Genomic DNA, 19,705 nt, shown 5'->3' with positions numbered 1-19,705 from the left:
ATGCTCACGATCTCCCAGGTCATCGAGGAAATCGATGTGCCTCTGTCGACCTTCTATCGCTGGCGACAGCAGAGGAAAGGCCCCAAGGCCATCAAGCTCCCGAACGGCGGCGTACGCATACGCCGTTCAGAACTGGAGCGCTGGATCGCAGCCCTGGAGGAAGCCGCGTGACCAACCGCAGGGCCAGCGCGGCTCCGGGCGCTCGCGGAGGCGAGCGCCCGGCCAGGCGCGAAGAACCCAACTTTTCCACCGACGTCCGCGTCTGGAAAGTCAGCAAGATTTCCAGCAAGACAGCGCCGTACCAACTTCGCTGGGTGGTCGCTGGCAAAGTTCGCCATGCGACCTTCACGACAACGGCACTTGCCGAGAGCCGCCGCTCGGAACTGTGGCACGCCATGCGCAAAGGCGAAGCCTTCGACGTAGAAACCGGGCTGCCCCAGTCAGAAATCCGGGCAGCGGCAGAGAAGGCGAGCACCAAGCCGGATCCGTCATGGTGGGACTTCTCTCGCGAATACATGGCGGTGCGCTGGCGCACTGCCGCAGCGAAGACCCGTGAAGGCCTGGCGGACAGCCTCGCTACCGCAGCCCTCGGCATGATGGGGGAGAGCCCCGGGGCGCCAGCCGTCGAAGACGTGCGGCGCGCCGTGCGGTGGGCCGTCGTACCCGCGCACAAGGGTGAAGAGCCCTCGCCGGATATGGAGAAAGTCTGCGCGTGGCTGGCGAAGCATCTACTTCCCCTGTCGGCTCTCAGTGACTCCAAGGTCGTGCGTGACGTCCACTACCGACTGTCGTTCAAGCTGGACGGCAAACCGGCGGCAGCGGATACGTACCAACGCCGACGTCGCGGATTCAACACGGCCATGGACTACGCGGTTCAGGAGGGATATCTGGAAGGGAATCCACTGGCGGGAGTGAAGCGGCCTGCTTCCGGCAGGAGCGATGCTGTGGATCCGCGGGTGCTGGTCAATGAGACACAGGGGAGGCAGCTACTCACCGCCGTCTCGTACGTCGGCTCGGTGCACCGCAACCGGGGGCGGCGCCTTGTCGCCTTCTTCGGTTGCATCCTGTACGCGGCGATGCGTCCGGCCGAAGCGGTCGGACTCCGGTTGTCTGACTGCCAGCTCCCTGAAAAGGGATGGGGGATGCTCACTCTCTGGGAGACGCGTCCGATCTCGGGTAAGAAGTGGACCGACTCGGGCGAGCGGCACGACAAGCGAGGGCTGAAGTCGCGGGAGTCTGGAACGGACAGGCCGGTACCAATCCCGCCCGTTCTGGTGGCGATGCTACGAGCACACTTGAAGGAGTTCGGCACCGCTAAGGACGGGCGGATCTTCCCCAATGAGCGGGGGGACTTACTCGGTACCTCTAGCTACTGGCGGGTGTGGCAGGAAGCCCGGCCACTGGCACTCCCGCCGGACAAGGTGACTTCGCCCTTGGCTCGGAAGCCCTACCACCTCCGAGCCACGTGCATCACGAACTGGCTCCGTGCCGGCCTTCCAGTTGCAGAGGTGGCCCGGCGTGCAGGTAACTCACCGGAGGTTATCCACCGTCGCTATGCAGGCGTAATTGACGACAGCGCTGAAGAGAACAATAGGAGAATTGAGCGAGTGATGGGTTGGATGCTCGCCGAATCTCAAGAGTGAGAGATATTCACAGCATTTGGTTTCTCGGCAGGTTCTCTTGAGGGCCTGCCGAGTCTGCCCCGTTAGTTGGATGTTAGCTGCGGTCGCTGATCGGGTGCGGATTCGGGAGGTTGCTCTAGCTGAAGTTCCTTCTTCCGTTGCTCTTCCCGAATTCGCTCGACCTCTTCTGCGAACAGAGTTGATGCTTCCTCTGGTGTTAGATTCTTGTAACGTCGAATGCGCAAAGAGTAAGCCTGGATCTCCAAATCGATTGCGTCTGCTGTCTGTTGCAGGTTGAGGCTGCGCTCTCGGAATTTAAAGTACGCAATGATTCCTGCGGAGATGCTGACCAAGGCGCTGAGGGCCACCGCGAGCCAACTCCAAACCCCTTGCTCTGCCGAAGCTGTGGTGCTTACCGAGGTGAGGATTGAACCGACGATTACGGTTAGCTGGAAGAGGTTATGTCTTCCTCTGTATTTTTCGGCGCTCCGGCGGTACTCATCGCGATAGCTGGGTGCAGTTTCATAGTAGACATGGAAGGCGGTAGGCAGGTTTTCTGCCCCTGTATCCCGTGCTTGGAGAGAGATTCGTTCTGCTTCAAGCTGGCGCAGTTCTACTGTTCTCTCCGTCATTTGGTTGCGCCAATACCACCAGCAGGCAATGGATGCGATTATTGAAATTATGAGGCCGATGCCGCCAAGCTCATTCAAGGCTACGCGGCCGCCGCCCGGATGCGAGAAGTCGATCAGGTAGTTTCCGGCCACAATTCCACTCAGGATGAACGGATTTCCAACCGATATCCAGAGTAGTGTGCATCGCTTGATGAACCGGACTGTCGATATCTCAGCATCGATTTCGATGAGGCGTTGATCGATATCCAGAACTGTTGAGTATGTTGCCACTCATCCCCCACCCGTGATCCGTGCGAGCAGTAGCCGGCCGTTGACCTGATCGTTGATCAGCCTAGTGAAGCTAGCACCTGAGAAGTTCGACCCGCCGGGCCAACTGTTTAGGGCCCAGGCCCTCTCTGAGGGCGATCCCACACGCTCCTCACACACGAACCGTGCGAGACAACGAGAGAGGGCGGGAGTCAGTGAGACTGACTCCCGCCCTCTACTCTCGGCATCCGCCCTGGTCAGCGCTTGATTTCTGCTGTTCCTAGGCGAGTGCCCCCGGCAGGATTCGAACCTGCGCACACGGCTCCGGAGGGCCCTTGCTAGCAGTGCAACGCGGCAGGTCACGGCCCTACACCTAACTCATCATGCGGTACGCGTCCACGGGTGGTCCACGATCCCTGGCACAAGCTCTCGCTTGGTATGGCTGCTTGTCCCGAGCTGGCTACTCGGCCGCGCCTTGCTGTATCCGTGCCCGCCGACATGGCGCCTCAGCCGATCCGGGATGGTGGGCCACTGCTGGACAAAGCGTCAAGCTCCTCCCTCGATCCTGGAAGGCTCGCTCATCGCAGGGCAGGTGTGCCGGGCACAAGCGTGCTCTATTCGTGCCGTCGAGTCGTCCGTGCGGAGGAAGAGGACGAATTCGCAGCCGCCCACCATTCCGTTCTCCTTCGCCAGTACCCGCAGGCTGGAGATCTGGGCCGCGCTCGTCGCCCGCTTGAGGACGATCGGTGTGGGGTGACCGGCGATGGAGAAGGTCCTGGCCATGGGGGCCTGTCGCATTCCGAGCTGCCATGTGAGCCAGCTGCTGACGACGACGCCGCTACCCCGAAGGACGTCCTTGTCCACCGTGAGCCGGACGCCAAAGACGTTTCCCGCAGGATCGACGGCCATCCTCGCCGGTTTTGCCGGCTCGCTTTCCTCGATCGGGGTAGCACCTCGCGCGACCAGCTCGATCAAACCGTCCTCCGTGATGCCCACCCTGTCGTCCAGCAGACATTGGTGCAGGCGCCACAGGGTCACCGGGTAGCGCTCGGAGACCTTCACGAAGAGAGCGTCCCTGGGTAGCGGCCCCAGTTCGGTCAGCACAGCGACGACGGCCTCCATGGCGTTCGGGTACGGCGTGACGTTCAGGTGGGGCCATTCGGCCAGCGCCCACTTCCCCTCCAATCGGAGTTGCACGAACCTCTCGTCCCGCCTGAGAGCCTCGGCGACGGCGGGCTTCCGCCTGATCCCCGTCGGTGCCAGCAACTCCTCCGCGCGGCAGGGTTCACCGTTCGCCAGGAGGAAGAGGTACGCCGCGTCCCTGCCGCGGGCGCGACGGCGTAGCCAAGTTCCCTCGAAGCCAGGCACCAGAGGGCTGTCCGGATGTCCCAGCAGATCCAGCAAAGGGACCTCATCCGGTACTCCGGCGGCCGCGAAGGTCACCGCTACGTCCTCCCCACGCAGCGGTGCCTCCTCCACTCCTCGCCGAAGCAGCACTTCCAGAGCACCGGGGCTGCGGGTCCACCAGCCGCGCAGACGACCGGCCCACGTCAGCGGGTGCTCAGCCCCGACCGCCTCGACGAGAAGCCCTACGCCCATCTGATCACGTACGCCCAACACTGCCGCCACCTCGGACTGGGGCACGGCCGAGCGCTCGGTGAGGGTAGTGAGCCGATCACGCCAGTCATCCACGAAGACATCGGCGCTAGCGAAGAGTTGCTTCTGTGCCTTCAGGAGCAACTGGCGGACCCGTTCGCGGGTCACATCATGTTCCTGCCCGATACTTCCGAGCGTCTTCCCGAGCGCGCGATCCTCGATCATGCGCTGTGACCGGGCGGGAAGCGCGCCGAAAGCAGCTTGAAGCCAGTCGCCATCCATCGTCATGGCGGAGCCCCGGTCAGCCATCGGTGACGTGCGCGCTGATCAGACCAAGCCGCTTCACGATCCGCTCGTTGGTCGCCTTCTGCTCCGGGGTGATCTTCCGGACGAACGAGTCCACCGTGCAGATGACCCACGGCAAGGGGTCGCCGCCGGCCTGCGCCGCGATGGCCGCCCACGCGAGATGCTTGAAGTCGCGCATGGGCGCCCATGCGAAGCGCTGCTCCATCTCCTCGTCGTCCTCGTGGCGAATCGTCACGCAGAGCGGCTTGATGTCGAGCGTCTCAAGATCGACTTCCCAACCGTGACCGAGGGCCTTCTCAACAAGAACGCTGACCGGAGTGGCCGGCCTGACCACGAGCGGAGCCCACTTGCCCACCCCGTAGGTCGCCCGGATGTACTCCTTCATGGGCCTGTCCTTGAGCCACGGCCGGACGTTCTCCGGCTTCCCGATGAACGGAAGGAGCCGTCCTCCCACCTGCGGGTCGGAGGTCCACGCCTGATAGTGACGGGTGCGCTCGGTGTCCGTGAGATAGGTCCAGTTGAGGTCGGCGGCCCGCTTGTAGAGCAGACGCACGACCTCTTCTTCCAGGTCCGAGGGGATCGCGTACTTGGTCATTCGATTCCATTCGTCAGAGGGAACTGAAGGCGGACCTCGTCCGCTGCGGTCTCAAGGTCCGCCGCGTCCTGGATCCAGTGGTCCATCAGCGACCCGACGGTCTGGTCGCTGAACTGGATACGGGAGGCATGTGGCATCCGTACGCGCAGGTGCTCGCTCTCCTGGGCCTCCAGCGATCGCCGGAGTTCCAGGGTCGCCGCCACCCTGCGGATGTCGGTCACGAAGTCGAGGACCCTCAAGGCCTTCTTGCCGGGGCTGAGCCGGAGTCCGCGCCCGAGTTGCTGGACGAAGATCCGCCGGCTGTGCGTGACCCGCAGGAACGCGATGAGGTTCACGTCCGGAACATCGACGCCCTCGTTGAAGACGTCGACACACGTGATCACCGGCACCCGGCCGAGCCGGAACTCGTTCAGCAGGATCTGGCGTCGCTGCCGCGGGAGCGCGCTGTGCAGGAACGACGCGTTGGCCCACGCCGCGTCGGACGCGGCGAACAACCTGGCCATGTGCTCGGCGTGCTCGATGGTCTGACAGAAGACGATGGCCCTCGGTTCCGTCGTGGTCCGCCACGCCTCACGGAAGTGCTCGACGATCTCCTCGTCGCGCTGCGGCAGGAACAGGGATTTATTGAGGTCCTTGATCGACTGCCCGTGCACGCTGGCGTCCCGGACGGCGTTCCAGTCGACATTGTCGACGTACAGCCGGTAGTCGACGGCGGAGAGGAAGCCTGCGGCCATGCCTTCCGCGATGCCCATCTTGAAGCTCGGATACCCGAAGCGGGAGGTGATGTCGAACTTGTCTCCTCGCCAGGGTGTCGCCGTCACACCGAACTGCTCGGCATCCCCACACAGGTCGAGCAATTCCGCAAACCTGCCGGTCTCGGCCACGTGATGCGTCTCGTCGATCATGATGACGTCGGGTCGGTAGCCCACGCGCACGGCACTGAGAACGGATTCGACCGTTCCGACCACGACTCCGTCGAGGTTTTCGGGTCGGCTCTCTCCCGTCAGGAGGCGCGTGGAAACGGACTTGGGGATGTGCCGCCACATCGCCTTCTCGAGCTGGGCGACGAGGTCCTTCATGTGCGCGACGACGAGAATCCTGGCGTCCGGATTGGTCGTGAGGTGGCGGCTGATGATCTCCCCGCCCACCACGGTCTTCCCGAGACCCGTCGCGAGGACGAGCAGCGCGGTGCCGTTTGCATCGAGGTCCCGGACCACCGCGTCCGCCGCCTCGGCCTGGTACGGGCGCAGGGCGTACTTCGCGGGAACGGTCTCGGGCATGCGCTCCCCGATCGACCGCAGGGTCGCGCCGTGCCAGACGGTGATCGGCACGCCGACTCCGTTGAGCGCCACACGGCGAGCCTCCGCCGCCGCGTTGATGTCGGTGTTGGTGACCAGGACGGCCTTGTCCGCGCGGTAGCGCGTACGCGCGCGCTCCAGGTCGTCGACACCGCTCCGGTCGACCTTCCCTCCGGCCTTCCACTTGCACTGGAAGACCCACTGCTCCCGACCGCGTACCGCCAAGAGATCCGCGCCCTGGTCGCCGGCGCCGTCGATGACGCGCACGTCGTTGAAGCCGAGGTACCAGAGGGCCCGTTCGACGGCGTGCGTGAGACCTGTGGGTCCTCCCCTCAGAAGCTCGTCGGCCGAGAGGAAGACGGCGCTCACCTCTCCTCCGTGAGATCGTCGGCCAGCAGACGGATGCTCAGCCTCGTCCGCAGCATCTGGTCCGGAAGGCTGGCACCGGCGTAGGTCGCCTGCGTCGCGACATCGGAGAGGTAGCCGACCGTGCGCGTGAGGCTGAGCCGCCGCGCGGACGCGGAGGCGACACCCTCGTAGACGCCCTGGAAGACGCGGTTGTCCATGAACAGCGACGGCAGCGACTCGACGAGCCGGACCAGGAAAAGGGCGGGCACGTGCAGCAGGAACTCGCCGCTCGCACCGAGGTCGGTCGTGCGGGTGACCTTGCCGTTGGCGATCATGGTGTGCTCGGTGTGGGTGAGTTCGTCGGGCGAGAGGAACTGAAACGCCTTCCCCGGTTCGCCGGAGCGGTCCAGCTCGATCGCCATGCGGTGCCGGATCTCGGCAAGCAGTTCCTGCGCCTCTGCGCTGATCATCTGGGCATCCAGAGCGGTGGCGGGCAGCGACTCCACGCGGATCGCCGCGATGAGCTCGGAATGGCTCCACTCCGTCTCCGCCTGAACCCTGAGCAGAACGGCGATCTCCGCGAGCAGCAGGTCGGCCGGGTCCGCACCGAACCTCTGGAAGATCGGATGGTCGAGGTCGAGGAACGCCACGAGGGCGTTGCCGCCGCGCTGGTCCAGCAGGACGGGGGTGGGGTGGAGGTTCTCGTCGGTGAGGCCCCCCGCCGTGAGTCGACGTGCCTCGACCTCGACGAATCCGACGCGCGGGTGGCCGAAGGAGCGGCTCAGGGCCGGATAGGTGGTCGAGTTCTCCGTGTAGCGCGTGACACGTTCCTGCCGCGTCTCCTTGCGCTTCTCCGGGGCCGGCGCGGCGGGAGCGGACTCGCCGCCGGCCGTCGGGGCCTGCTCCTGGGCATCGGGCGGCGTCTCGTCCGAACCGGTCGCGGGGGCACTCGGACCACTGATTTCAGTGCCGTCGAAACCGAGCGCCTCCATCACGGCCGCCTCGTCGGGCTTTCCCGGGGTGGCGGCTGCCGCCTTCGAGTTCTTGCCCCTGCTCTTGGCGGCCTCGTGGTCCTCGACAGCCTGCCACCAGCGCTCATCGGTCTGGTAGTCGGGGTTGCCCCTGTGGAACTCCTGTCCCCACCGACGGGTGTCGTCGTGGATCGGCTTGCGGCCGTCTCCCGGGACCAGGTATCGCAGACCGGCGTCGTTACGACGATATCCCTTGAAGAGGAGGGCGAGCGGGCTGGTGTTCTCCTCGTACTCAAGGTTCGCCGCGCGCTGGGGCAGCAGCGGCGCGACCCCCCTTACGATCTCGACGGCCGAGCGCCAGCTGCGGTCGCCGTACTCGAAGGCGTCCTTCTGGTACGTGACCGGGACGTGGTCGAGGTGGATCTCCCCGATGATGCGGCCGCCCTGGTGGGCGAGGTCCACCGGATACTCCGGCTCTTCGTTGCCCACCGCTCCGTCAGGGTTGCGCCAGGTGAACAGCTGCTTGTCCCAGCGGAGGATCTTGCGACCGTTGCGCAGGAAGTCGATTCCGTAGTCGTGCTTGTGCATGTAACGCTGGATGCCGAGCCACCCGTGCACCCGGCGCTCACGAACGGTGAGTCGATCGCTCCCACAGTCTTCGCAGGCGTCGCGATCAGTGAGCTGCCACTGTCCGCAGTCACCACAGGCGAGACCGTTCTCCAGCTTCTGGTCGATCTCGATGTAGGCGGGGATGCGCTCCTTGTTGTTGTAGAGGACCGAGCGGTCGTCTCCCCAACGGCAGTGGCGGACAGGCTTCACCTGGAAGCCGCCAACCCACAGCTCGAACGGACGGTTCAGGAACATCCAGGAGTAGACCTGTCCCAGGATGTTGCGCAGGGCCGAGCCGTTCTTCTGCAGCCACCGAGCGCGCGTGGGATGCAGGCGGCTGATGACGATACGCGTGCCGTGCTCGTTGGGATCGGCCTTCGGCTCCGTGATGTCCTCCGCCTCGAAGTCGTCCCCGATGCGGTCGAGGTCGATCTCCACACCGATCCACTCGGTGTCGCCCTGGCGCGTGGTCAGGACGCGCGTGCGCTTGCCGAGCCGCGCCGTCGAGACGTTGAACCCCATACCGAAGAGGCCGAGCTTGTCGTGCATGTCGTTGCCCGACCAGCCGGCCCGTACAGCCCGCTCCAGCCGGTCGTACGTCATGCCGCGACCGGTGTCGGTGATCACGAGCTGGCCCTGCGCGGAGTCGGGGAGCTCGACGCTGACGCGATACCCGCCCGCCCAGGGGGTCCCGGACCGATGGATCTCCGTGAAGTCGTCGAAGGCGTTGTCGATCAGCTCGGCGATGCACTGCCACTCGTCGAACTCGATTTCACCGAGCATGCGCAGCACGCGCGCCGAAGGTGTGATCTTCATAGATGGACGGACCCCCCTGTACTCGTCTCGCGCGGGCACGCCGAAGAAAGCCCTACCGCGGGCAGCGCTTCGGTGTGCGGCTCGGGTAGAGCCGTACGCGTGATGAAGAGGGTAGAGGGAACCGCTGACAATCGGCGGTAAGTTCCCTGCCGCTCCATCCAGTTGAGTGGCTTATGGCGGTTGCGAGACCCGGTCGCCAACCGTCGCAATCGCAACGCCCCACGGCGATCCGTAATGCTGGTGGTAGACGCCAGCGGTCGTTGGGGGCTCTTTCCGTGATCAGTGAACCGGCGAGGGTGCCCGTAGAGCTCGATGAGCGCGTCGAACCACCGTTGGGGCTGTTGGTCGAGGTTGGCGTCAACATTGGGGACGGCCTCCTCGCTTTCAGCGAGGGCGACGGTCGGGCGCATCAACCTGTGCCGGGCCTCCGACGCCGTCAACGAGCTCCTGAATCACGAAACGTTGTGATCATCCCGTGCCGCAAAGTCGCGAACGGCGGCGGTGACCCGGCCCGCCGCTTGTACGGGATCTTCGTGCTCCCAGATCCTGATGGAGCGCCATCCCGCGTTCGCCAGGAACTGGTCGGTCTGGGCGTCCCTGGCGCGGTTTCCTTCGATCTTGCTGCGCCAGAAGTCACTGTTCGTGCGTGCTGGACGGCAGTGATCGGGGCACCCGTGCCAGAAGCACCCGTCTACGAAGACGGCGACACGAGCACGGGTGAAGACGAGGTCGGCGGTTCGCCGTACTCCGGGAAGCGGCCGTGCCGATACGCGGTAGCGCAGACCCTCGCGATGCAACAGTGAGCGGATTCGGAGTTCCGGTGCCGTGTCGCGGCCTCGGTTCCCGCGCATCGATGACCGCGTGGCAGGGGACGACGCCCACGACCCCTCCGGAAGAGGACGCTCTCCGACCATTCCCCGGCCCTTGGCGATCTGCCAAGCCTGTTCAAGGTTCGCCGCACGCGTCGGGTGCTCCACTTCTCCGACATACAGGGCGGGCGAACGCCCGTTCTCCGACCAGCGGATATAGGCCCTGATCCGACGAGTCCTGGGCAACAACTTCAGCGTGATCGAGGCCAGCGCGTAGTCGCCGTCCTTACGCTTGACGTAGCGGCCCTCGCGACCACCTGCGGCACGATCCTGCTCGGCGACGATCGCCTTCCTGGTCCGTCCCTGCCGTCCCCGCCAGGCTCTCTCGGGCGGCGGCTTGTCCTTCCAGCCCACTTGCCGGGACTCGGCGGCGGCGTTCACGAGCGTTGTTCCGCGTCGTCGAGGGCTTTCGCGACGGCGCTGGTGAACACCTCGCCCAGCTTCACGGGAACCGCGTTGCCCAGCTGGCGCATGCGTTCACCCCGCGGGCCCGCCATGGTCCATCCATCGCCGAAGGTCATGACCCTGGCTGCCTCGCGCACGGTCATGTACCGGTGCTCGGGGCGCAGTAGGCCGGTCTTCTCGTCGCGCACCAGGTTGTCGAGCTGCATCACCGACTCGCCACCGGGCACACCGTGCACCCCGGCCTTGACGGTCTTGGCCGGCCGGTCAAGTTCGTTCGGTGTGTGCCCGTCGTAGATCCTGGCTCCGGGCCACCCGATGTGGTCGGGGAATCCGCCCTGTTCCGTCGTCTTGTCCAACATGCTGGTGTTGATCTCGGGGAGCCCCATTATGGCGTCTCGAAGGGTGAGCCAAGGCTGGAGCTCCTCATCCCCGCTTTCGAACGACAGCTGCTCGTTCGCGTAGCGCGAGGTCACCAGATCGATGACGCGCTCCGGAATCTCGGCGCCCGCCCGCTCGTGGCGCTTCCAGTAGGAGCCATCGAGGATGGTCCGCGCGAGGGCCGCGTGGGAGTGGGTGCGCGCGATAGCGCGCTTGACCAACTCCGGGTCCACGCCCAGGTCAGCGCGGAACGCCAGGAGGATCACGCGGTTGCGAATCTGCGGCACCCCGTAGTCGGCGGCGTTCACGGCGTGTTGCGTGACCTCGTAGGTCTCCGTCGGATCGGTGTCCTTCGCGTCGAGCCGCTCCCGCAACGCGTGGTCATGCTGCTGCCACGTGGCACCCTTACCGCGCTTCACGGACGGCAGGGAAAGCTCGCGCTTGATGTACTCGAAGTAGGGAGCGAAGGACGGGCGAAGGAGTCCTCGGACGTTCTCGCAGATGACGGCCTTGGGACGGATCTCGTGAACCGCCCGGAACATCTCCGGGAACATGTTCCGCTCGTCCTCATCGCCCTTCGCGACTCCACCAAGGCTGAACGGCTGGCATGGTGGCCCGCCGGCCAGAAGGTCAACATTGCGATCCCTGAGGAAACGCATGTCCAACTCTCGGACGTCGCCGGAGACCAGGGGAGGGTAGTGGGGCCGCTCGACGGCGCCCGCAGCTTCGAAGCCCTCCGCGCGTTGCTTGTCGATCTGGTCCAGCCACTTCGCCAGCACATCGGAATCGACGTCCGCGGGAAACGCGTCGAAGCGATTGCCCTCAAGCGTCTCGCATGCCCTCTTCGCGAACTCGTTCAGCAGCAGGTGTCGGAAGCCGGTGTTCGTGCTGGCTTGGACCAGCCCGCCCCCGCCCGCGAAGAGCTCAACCGACGTCCGTTGCATTTTCCACTCCTAGCAGTTCAGTGCAGCCCAAACCATACCGCGGAGCAGTGCTAATTGTGACCTGTGTGCCGGAGAAACTCGTGCGATGTCGCCCCACAGCTGGCAGAACCACGAAGAGGACGACGGGGGCTACGACGGCGACAGCAGGGAGCCGGAGAGGTCGGCGTTCCACCGAAGCTTCACCCCCCCCAGCATCACGAAGGCGCTCGGCGATCAGCTCGCGGCGGATCTCGCTAAGCTGACCAGGTCCCCCTTGAGCGACGTGCAGCGTCCGGGTCTGCAGCTACGGCTGTGCCTCTCGCCACTCTCCTGCTCCGCTCCCACGGCTGAGTTCATCCAGCGTGGGAAGCATCCTGCAACCGACCCCCAAGCGCCGTCAGGCCCCTTCCTTGACTACAAAAAGGCAATCTCGTCGATAAGCGGACATAGCACTCGCTGACGAGACGCGAGACGTGGCTTCGGCTCAAGTAGTGGGCAGGAGGCGAAGTTGTTCCGTGACGCGCGAGCACTGGGGCGGTTCGTCGAGTGGGGCGACCTCCCCCGGCACGTGGTCGAGCAGGCTCTTCAAATCTTCTCCAGGATTTCTCCAGAGGGCCCCGGAGAACGAGGCAGCCCGATGCTGATTGCTTAGCACCGGGCCTGACCTGCGTTTTAGCTGTCGGGGTGGCGGGATTTGAACCCACGGCCTTTTCTTCCCGAAGCAACTTGGGCGGCGACTCTGCCTTGGGCTTGCCTCATGCTCACCTGCGGCGTCGGTTCGTGGCCGTCCGCAGTTGTCCGCCGCTGCACGTCCTCGTTGTCACGCAGTCGAGTTCAATCGTGTTCAGGGTTATCAGGCCCGTCACGCGTTGGTTTCACGCGCCCTGCCCCTTGAGAACGCTCGACGCGAGGTCGTCGACGGATCGACGCAGTTCTCGTTCTGGCAGCGAGTCCTTGGGGCCGAACCGTTCGACGTAGAGAGTTCCCCCGTCACCTACGTCGACAGTCAGTTGAGCTTTCCATGCGTCGCCATACAGGACCTGTCGAGCGGCGGCACGCCCCTGGACCAACAGCGGCTCTGCCTTCTCCGGGATCACGTCCGTACCATCCACTGTCTGCTGCAAAGACGCTGTGGTGGGGTAGAAAGCGACCACGAAGCCAGCGGGATCAGCCGCGCCGTCCTCCGTGATCATCAAATAGCACGAGGCGCCACCTTTCTCCTCAGCCACGGGAGATGCCTCGCTGATGCTGAGCTGCTGTTGCATCGCATCGCTCACGAGCTTGCAGACGGTCCTCTTGCTGACCCCGGCAATTATCGGATCACTCTCAGGCGTTGATGCGTTTGTTGATCTAGTGGAGTGCGCGATGAGGTATCCGACGCTGGCGCCGCAAGCTAGAGCGATCGCCGCAGTGAGAGCCAGCGTCTTCGTCGCTATCTCACTATGACGCTTCGTGAGAACGGCAGGGGCTTCTGCGGGGAAGCCATCGGCTGGGCTGGTGTGGTGCGTTGAAATGTCCTCGCTGACCATGACCAGAGCATCACATCGGCGCCGCGGGTAAAGCCTGGGCAGTGCCTGATCGTTACAGACTCCAACGGCGAACCATCAGCTTGGGAAGCTAAGAGCATCTAGGGCTTGCTCTGAGGCTGACCTGTGGCTGAGCGGTGTCGGACTCCACTGCGAAAGCCGACGCTCCGCGGCTTCGGTCTGACGATGCGCAAGGTCTGTGACCTCGCGCTGCATACGTGCCCGGTCTTCCTGTTCGCCCCTCGTTTTCTTGCTCTGCGACCATGTCGTGACGGCGACGAGCACGGCGACCAGTGTGCTGGCCCAGGTCGCAGCATCGCCTGCCTCAACTGCCATGTTCACCATGCTCAGGACCCTAGATCTACAGGGATTATATCGGGGCTCAATCGGTTGGATGAGCGTGCGATTGGAGCCTCACTGCTGCATGGTCAGCGGTCCACCGAAGCACCATCGATCCACCGGGCCAGAACACTGAAGGCCGCCAATTGCTCTAGGGCGTGATCAGTCGGTAGCTCCGCCTGAATCGTGTGACTCGTGGGATTTCGGATACCGGAGTAGCAGCCTTCTGCTAAGGCGCGGACTCCGCGATGGACGCTGCCGAAAGTGGGGCTACCGTCGTCCGGGACGACGCGTAGACGAGCCTTTCCTGGCTCTGGGGACTTTTCAGAGAAGACCTCGTTGAATAGTTTAGTTTCGGAGAGATCCAGCCTGTTGACCTTGTTTTGTGTTTCAGCGTTGATCTTGACCGAGGCAACGCGCACAGCCTCGCGGTAGTGACCGCTCTGCCACAGCGACCGGGCCGCCTCCCACACCCATGGGTGCAAGTGGCCGGCGTTGAGGCGGGGCGCGCCATCGCCCAGTTTCTCGGCGATCTCTGCGTCTCGCTGGAGGGCAACCTTGGCTCGCTGAGTCGCTTCTCGGTGCTGGTGCCAGCGATTGATCGTCCTGTTACGTGAGTCGGGAACCGAGGTCCGCCAGTCAGGGATGACACGATCAAGGATTTTCTCGATCACATATGCAGACTCGATGATTTCGCTCTGCCTGCCGCGATTTCCGAGCTGGGACGTGACGCTCACGACGCCGGGAGGATCCGGCACCCTTTGGAACGCGGTGAGCTGCAAGAAGTGATCCAGCTCTCCGAGGGCCCAGGTGCCGTCGATGCCATCTGTCGTCACAGGCTGATCATCTCTAATCACGTCGCCGCTGGGAAGGTTGCGTCAGGGACTGCCGCCTTCTGAGACGTAATCGATAGGGTCGCTTCGAACTCGGCCAAACCTGGACAGCGTACAACCTTTTCCTTGATCATCGGGGAAGGGGATCAGGGGTTCGCTATACCGAGCGAGACATGCCCTGAACAAGCAACAAGCCCTCCCCAGGGGAGGGCGGAGGCTGGCGCCCCGGCAGGATTCGAGCTTGCGACACTCACTTTAGAGTTCGATCCTGCGGCAGCCCCCGAACCGCCCTCGCAGTGCTATCGGTGGAGCGCAGACGTTCGCTCAATGCCGACTGCTTCGCTGATCGAGTCGGCCTGGGGGTGGCGGATGCCGCCGATGCGGGCGGTCCTGGAAACGCGGCGGAAGACCACTGCCGTGCTGGTGGAGGAGCTCGAAGCCGAACTAGAGCGGGTGCGGGCGGACTTGGCGGAGGCGGAGGAGATCCTCAGGCTTCGGACGATCGGCCTCGAGCAGTATCTGGAGGCGCTCGCCGAGGAGGAACAAACCGACCGAGACGGTCGTTTGCCCGTCGCCGAGGGAGCCGGTGGGCCCGCGCCGTGCGGTGCCGCATCGCCAGAACGCGGGCGGGTCGAAGACCTGTCGGTGGACTACCAGGCGGTGATGGTCGCCGCGGGGGAAGCCGCGACGGGCTGGGTGCCCGGCGGGCGGCCGTGGTGCTCGGCTGGGACAGTGCCTCGGCCTCACGGGTCGAGGGTGGCGAGCACGGCTGAAGAGGCTGGCGGAACGGGGCTGGCTGGTGGAGACAAAGCCCGGAAGGTTCACCCTGCCGACAGGGCGGCAGGCCGATGGGGCTGTGCGGCCAGGCGGCGGTTCATGAGGGCGATCATCGGCCAGTGGATGGCGGCTTCGGTGGTGTCGGTGCGTCGTTCTTAGTCCCGGACCAGGCGGCGGCTGCGCAGAAACCAGGCGAAGGACCGTTCCACGACCCAGCGGCGGGCCAGTGGCTGGAAGCCGCAGACGTCCTCGCTGCGGCGGACGATGTCGAGGACGAGCCCGAGATGCTGGTCGGTCCAGTCGGTGAGGTGGCCGGTGTAACCGCCGCCGGCCAGACCCGCGCCAGCCGGCGAAAAAACTGCCGGCCGCCCCCGGAAGGAGTGTCCGGGTCCCCGGTCGGTCCACGGACGCCGGTGTGACCAGCACGGCCGTGGCGGGCGCTGGCGAGGCTGTTGTGGCTTTGCAGGGTAGTGGGGTGAGTGTCGCCGAGGACCTGCTCGGACTGGTCGAGGGGGAGCCTCGTGCAAGGGGGATGGTGCGGACCTTACTGGTGGAGCTGATTGGTCGGTGAGGGAAACGTTGTGGCGTTCGGATGGTCTAGTGACTGTCGGTCGCCGCAGTGGCTTGCTTGATCACATAGCCCACGGACAGGCATCGAGTTGAACCCCGAGGCGACAGAAGCGCGTTGATCCCAGCGTCAGACCCATCCCTGCAGCCCCGGCGGCCACGCGATTCGACGCTCGGCATCGCACGCCACGCAGGGAAGAGATGACCGACCGAGAGGTTTACAAGCAGGCATCACTACGATAAGTTTTGCGGCGAAGGATAATGTTTCCGGCCATTGAAGCATTCGACTTCAGTGTCGATTGGTGTAATGGTGTGCGAATTCGAGCCGGCGATTTCGCGCGATAACACGCTCACCTAGTGAGAGTTCCTCGGTTCGATTCCGAGGTCGGCAGAGTTTGCCAATGACAGTGGTAGATTCTGCCGACTTCGGCAATTGCACTCTGGAGAGACATTCGTGGATCGCGAGAAGCGCCATCGCGCGCACATCCGCAACATGGAAGCCCTCGAAATGTCTTTCGAGGTGGCTAGCAGATCTTGCAAGGAAGCCATTCGGCACGGCGACGAGCACGAAGTTGTCGCGTTGACCCGGACCTGTGCGCTCCTCCTCGGCGCTACGCTCGAGGATCGCCTGATGACGATCATCAGCTCACCTGGCTTCCCGGAATCTAGCGAGCAGCGTGTCATGAGCGAGCGAACCGTTCTCGAAATGTGGAATCAGGTTCTCATTGAGGCTTTTTCGGTCCGCTACAACGTACCCCGCGCGAAAATACCCTCAGCTCTTCCTTATACCAGTGCTGCTTACTTTGCGGGCATGAAATCCGTGATTGATGATTGGATGGAATCACTCATCAATACCAGGAACTGCCTAGCACACGGACAATGGATCGTGGCTTTCAATGAACAGCGTAACGGCGTCAATCAAGACCGAACCGCCAGACTGAATGCGCTAACTCTCTGGCACCTTCGCCTACAAAAGAACATGTTGAGCCACTTGGAGCGACTTATTTTTGACCTCACGGTCACCCAGTATGCATTTGAGCGCGACTTCGATAGGCATTGGGCGAACCTGAAGACGGCTCAAACTAGAATTTCGTCGGATAAATCCAAAGAGTGGGAGCTCCTCCTTCGGCGCCGCCATCAGAGAGGGAAGGGTTATATCAAACAAAACTATCGAAAACTCATCGATGCGGGGATTCTCTAGGGAGCCGGTTGCAATGCGAGATACACCGCTGCCCCGGATGCTCGCAAGATCCCTGCACAGTGCGGATTGCCAGGTCTGAGCTCAGGAATTCTGACGCTTCAGACGTCGAGTGTGTGGCGCCCTGCCCCACCCCGACAATGTGCCACAGTCCCTGCGACCTCTGTTGTGGGACGCCCGTGTTGACTGCGGCTCGCTGTTCAATCCGGCACGCATCTGCGCCGACACCAGCCTTGTAGGTTACCTTCAACTCGACCTTGGCTGGGCCCAATTGCGCGCACGGGGGCATCTGCATGCGCGGAAGGCTGCGACTATGCGGGGTCGTTGATGTCAGCGGAACAGTTCCCGTGCAGGGGAGATCGGCACGCTTGTCGATCGGCACCTGCGCCCAGGTGGTGAGAAGCGCCCCATCTTGCCTGACGACTACCCCTCGGGGGAGACCCGTTCGGCCGGGGGCCTGTGACCTGGGGTTCTGCCGCTGACGCCTGTAGATCGTCTGTCACTCTCGGTCGCCATCGGTCGGCCTCGGCGGCCCTCGGACGGCCCAGAGACGGCCCAGCCCTGGCGCACCCGACCGACAGCAGCTCCTTCGCACGCCCCGTCTGAACCTCAGCCGAAGACAGTCAGCCACCATGGCGGGTGCGCCGACGGACCACGCACGCGTGGCCTCGCTGCACCCCCACTGGCCTCAGCCACGCCATCGGTGCCATCGACAAGAGCAAGCCGCGACGGCCGGCCCGCTACGACAGGGTCCTCGGCGTGTTACGGCCAAGGAGCTCGCATACCTTCACGTCATGGACTTCAACATCACCGCGGGAGAGGAAGCCGTCGTGTTCCACGTGGCGAGCCTCGCCCAGGAAGGCCTCTCCCCCACCGATGACGACCTGGCGAAGGAGCTGGGTGACGAGATTCGCCCAGTGCTGCAATCGCTCCTGGACAAGGGTTGGCTTGTGGTCGACGAGGAGCACGAGCTGGCCTTGTCCACGATCGCGCGGCATGTCGTGTCCAGCCGAAGGGATGCCGAGGGGCCGCGGGCGTCCCGATAGACAGGAGCTGTCCAAACCGCTGAGCCATCAGCTTGGGAAGCTGCGATCATTTGCGGCCGGTTCGGAGGCTGACCTGCACGAACGGGCGGGGCGCTGCCGCGTCGGGCTCGGCTGCCTTCACCGTGATTCCCCGCTGTTCCCCGCCCAATCTGGTGCGCTTGTGGTGCGCCCTTCGCGACAGCCGGCAGCCTCCCGCTGTCGGATCCGAGTGCCATGATGGCCGGCATGGGCGAGGACGCGTTCTGGGCGCTGATCGAGAAATTCCGACCAGCTGGAGCCTGACCCTGGTGCTGACGGCCTCGCTGGGGCCCTTACCGCTCTGCTTGCGGCCGGTGTCCTTGATCGTCGCGTTCCCCGAGCAGTTAGAAGGTGTCTCACGTGGCGAGTTTCGCGAGCTTCTTGTAGCAGGTCAGGGCGGCGGCCAGGCCGAGGAAAGCGAGGAAGTGGGAGCCTTTCCGCTCGTATCGGATGGTGAGCCGGCGGTAGCCGAAGAACCAGGCGATGGACCGCTCGATCTTCCAGCGGTGCCGGCCGAGTCTCTCGCCGGACTCGATGCCCGGGCGTGCGATGCGCGGGATGAGTCCTCGTGAGCGGAGCCAGGCGAGGTGTTCGGCGGAGAAGTACGCCTTGTCGGCACGAACCTTGACCGATCGCCGTCGTCGTGGCCCGCGCCGGGAGCGTATGGAGGGAATGCCCAGGAGCAGCGGCTTGAACGCCTGGCTGTCGTGCACGTTCGCGCCGGAGACTGCGACGGCCGGCGGGATGCCCTGGGCTTCGGACAGCACATGCAGTTTGCTGCCCTTCTTGCCACGATCGACCGGGTTCGGTCCAGTCAGCGGGCCCCCTTTCGCGCGGACGGACGCGGCGTCGATGATCGCTGAGGCCCAGTCCAGTTCGCCCCTGGCACCGAGTTCGTCCAGGACGGCCCGGTGCAGCCGACGCCACAGACCGGCCTTGGTCCACGCCGTGAACCGGCGATGCGCGGTGGCGGGCGAAGTGCCGAACGCCGGCGGCAGGTAGCGCCAGGCGCAACCGCTGGTCAGCACGTACACCACTGCGGTGAACACCTTTCGATCCGCCACCGGCACCGTCCCGCCACCCTGCCGTCTGGGCCGGAACGGCGGTATCAGCGGCGCGGCAATCTTCCACAGCCCATAGGGGACCAGGTCCCGCGCAAGATCTACAGCCATGGCGGACGATCATGCCCCAAGTGGCCACTGCGTTGCGGGGATAGCAGTTGGTCAGCGACTCTCACGACTTCTAACCTGCTCGAATGATCGAAGATGGCGCAGTGGTACGCGTGGGAGACCCCGGACCGCGAGCGGTCCACCTGCTCTTCTCCGAGCCGACAAGACCGTTCGGGGGTGATCCCACACTCGACTTCCTTCTGAAAGCTCGCGGGCAATGGGTGAGCGTCGAGACCCTGGTGCGGACGTGGGACGGCGACGGCATCGACACATTCCTCTCGACGCTGGCCGAGGACTTCCGCGGCTGGGAAGGGGCGCGCACCTGGCGCTCCCTGGAACACGACCTGACAATCTCGGCGGAACACCGGCCCGGCGGCTACGTCCACCTCACGTGGGGCATCCACGACCGGCCTCCGTCCGAGGAGTGGCACTTCGAGACCACCACCGTGCACATGGCCGGCGAGGAGATGCGAAACCTCGCCGCCGAGATCCACACGTTCCTCACGAGCACGGTCGAGTAGCTGGAGCACCACGTGAGACAGCCTCTTAGCCTGGGTTCTGTACCGATTCCAGAAAAAACTCATCAGTGGGTGAAATTATGCGGCGTAACGGCACGCT

15 protein-coding genes and 1 pseudogene are annotated in these 19,705 nt (G+C 64.3%); 6 read left to right on the top strand and 10 right to left on the bottom strand.

The window, feature by feature from the left end:
- Both ACZ4TO_RS36980 and ACZ4TO_RS36975 read left to right on the top strand, forming a co-directional pair.
- The gene (locus tag ACZ4TO_RS36980; protein ID WP_468026549.1) at positions 1 to 171 is read left to right on the top strand and encodes a helix-turn-helix transcriptional regulator; all 171 of its coding nucleotides are present in this window, start codon (positions 1 to 3) and stop codon (positions 169 to 171) included.
- Complete coding sequence (locus tag ACZ4TO_RS36975) at positions 168 to 1,643, top strand: tyrosine-type recombinase/integrase (protein ID WP_468026476.1); 1,476 nt, start codon at positions 168 to 170, stop codon at positions 1,641 to 1,643. Before ACZ4TO_RS36980 ends, ACZ4TO_RS36975 begins: the two co-directional genes overlap by 4 nt.
- A 62-nt stretch (positions 1,644 to 1,705) precedes the next feature.
- On the opposite strand, the gene ACZ4TO_RS36970 is transcribed toward ACZ4TO_RS36975, so the two are convergent.
- The 9 genes from ACZ4TO_RS36970 to ACZ4TO_RS36930 form a co-directional block, all read right to left on the bottom strand.
- Positions 1,706 to 2,524 (bottom strand): DUF4231 domain-containing protein, encoded by an 819-nt coding sequence (locus ACZ4TO_RS36970; RefSeq protein ID WP_468026475.1) that lies wholly within the window; start codon positions 2,522 to 2,524, stop codon positions 1,706 to 1,708.
- Between the two features lie 522 nt (positions 2,525 to 3,046).
- Positions 3,047 to 4,378: a sigma factor-like helix-turn-helix DNA-binding protein gene (locus ACZ4TO_RS36965; protein ID WP_468026548.1), complete on the bottom strand. Its 1,332-nt coding sequence runs from the start codon at positions 4,376 to 4,378 to the stop codon at positions 3,047 to 3,049.
- A gap of 19 nt (positions 4,379 to 4,397) precedes the next feature.
- Positions 4,398 to 4,997, bottom strand: coding sequence for a hypothetical protein (locus ACZ4TO_RS36960; RefSeq protein WP_266616532.1), 600 nt, complete (start codon positions 4,995 to 4,997; stop codon positions 4,398 to 4,400).
- Positions 4,994 to 6,664, bottom strand: a complete 1,671-nt coding sequence (locus ACZ4TO_RS36955) for a DEAD/DEAH box helicase family protein (protein ID WP_468026474.1) — start codon at positions 6,662 to 6,664, stop codon at positions 4,994 to 4,996. The genes ACZ4TO_RS36960 and ACZ4TO_RS36955 overlap by 4 nt, the downstream gene beginning before the upstream one ends.
- Entirely contained in the window at positions 6,661 to 9,039 is a 2,379-nt protein-coding gene (locus tag ACZ4TO_RS36950) for an ATP-binding protein (RefSeq protein WP_468026473.1), read from the bottom strand. The genes ACZ4TO_RS36955 and ACZ4TO_RS36950 overlap by 4 nt, the downstream gene beginning before the upstream one ends.
- Before the next feature lie 452 nt (positions 9,040 to 9,491).
- Entirely contained in the window at positions 9,492 to 10,289 is a 798-nt protein-coding gene (locus ACZ4TO_RS36945) for a very short patch repair endonuclease (protein WP_468026472.1), read from the bottom strand.
- Entirely contained in the window at positions 10,286 to 11,635 is a 1,350-nt protein-coding gene (locus tag ACZ4TO_RS36940) for a DNA cytosine methyltransferase (protein WP_468026471.1), read from the bottom strand. The genes ACZ4TO_RS36945 and ACZ4TO_RS36940 overlap by 4 nt, the downstream gene beginning before the upstream one ends.
- Before the next feature lie 854 nt (positions 11,636 to 12,489).
- Positions 12,490 to 13,143 (bottom strand): hypothetical protein, encoded by a 654-nt coding sequence (locus ACZ4TO_RS36935; RefSeq protein WP_468026470.1) that lies wholly within the window; start codon positions 13,141 to 13,143, stop codon positions 12,490 to 12,492.
- Positions 13,144 to 13,568: 425 nt separating this feature from the next.
- Entirely contained in the window at positions 13,569 to 14,315 is a 747-nt protein-coding gene (locus ACZ4TO_RS36930; protein WP_468026469.1) for a TIGR02391 family protein, read from the bottom strand.
- Between the two features lie 375 nt (positions 14,316 to 14,690).
- Here ACZ4TO_RS36930 and ACZ4TO_RS36925 point away from each other — a divergent pair.
- The 3 genes and pseudogenes from ACZ4TO_RS36925 (at position 14,691) to ACZ4TO_RS36915 (ending at position 17,900) form a co-directional block, all read left to right on the top strand.
- Positions 14,691 to 15,192: pseudogene (locus ACZ4TO_RS36925) on the top strand (hypothetical protein).
- Between the two features lie 918 nt (positions 15,193 to 16,110).
- Positions 16,111 to 16,857: a hypothetical protein gene (locus ACZ4TO_RS36920; RefSeq protein ID WP_468026468.1), complete on the top strand. Its 747-nt coding sequence runs from the start codon at positions 16,111 to 16,113 to the stop codon at positions 16,855 to 16,857.
- Positions 16,858 to 17,648: 791 nt separating this feature from the next.
- Positions 17,649 to 17,900, top strand: coding sequence for a hypothetical protein (locus ACZ4TO_RS36915; RefSeq protein ID WP_468026467.1), 252 nt, complete (start codon positions 17,649 to 17,651; stop codon positions 17,898 to 17,900).
- 374 nt (positions 17,901 to 18,274) lie between these two features.
- Here the strand turns inward: ACZ4TO_RS36915 and ACZ4TO_RS36910 are convergent, their stop codons facing one another.
- Complete coding sequence (locus ACZ4TO_RS36910; RefSeq protein WP_468026466.1) at positions 18,275 to 19,090, bottom strand: IS5 family transposase; 816 nt, start codon at positions 19,088 to 19,090, stop codon at positions 18,275 to 18,277.
- A gap of 83 nt (positions 19,091 to 19,173) precedes the next feature.
- On the opposite strand from ACZ4TO_RS36910, the gene ACZ4TO_RS36905 reads away from it, so the two are divergent.
- Complete coding sequence (locus tag ACZ4TO_RS36905) at positions 19,174 to 19,608, top strand: DUF6228 family protein (protein ID WP_468026465.1); 435 nt, start codon at positions 19,174 to 19,176, stop codon at positions 19,606 to 19,608.
- The last annotated feature ends 97 nt before the right edge of the window (positions 19,609 to 19,705 follow it).

Source organism: Streptomyces sp. NPDC028298, assembly GCF_055565895.1.
This window is presented reverse-complemented; position numbering and strand designations above follow the sequence as displayed.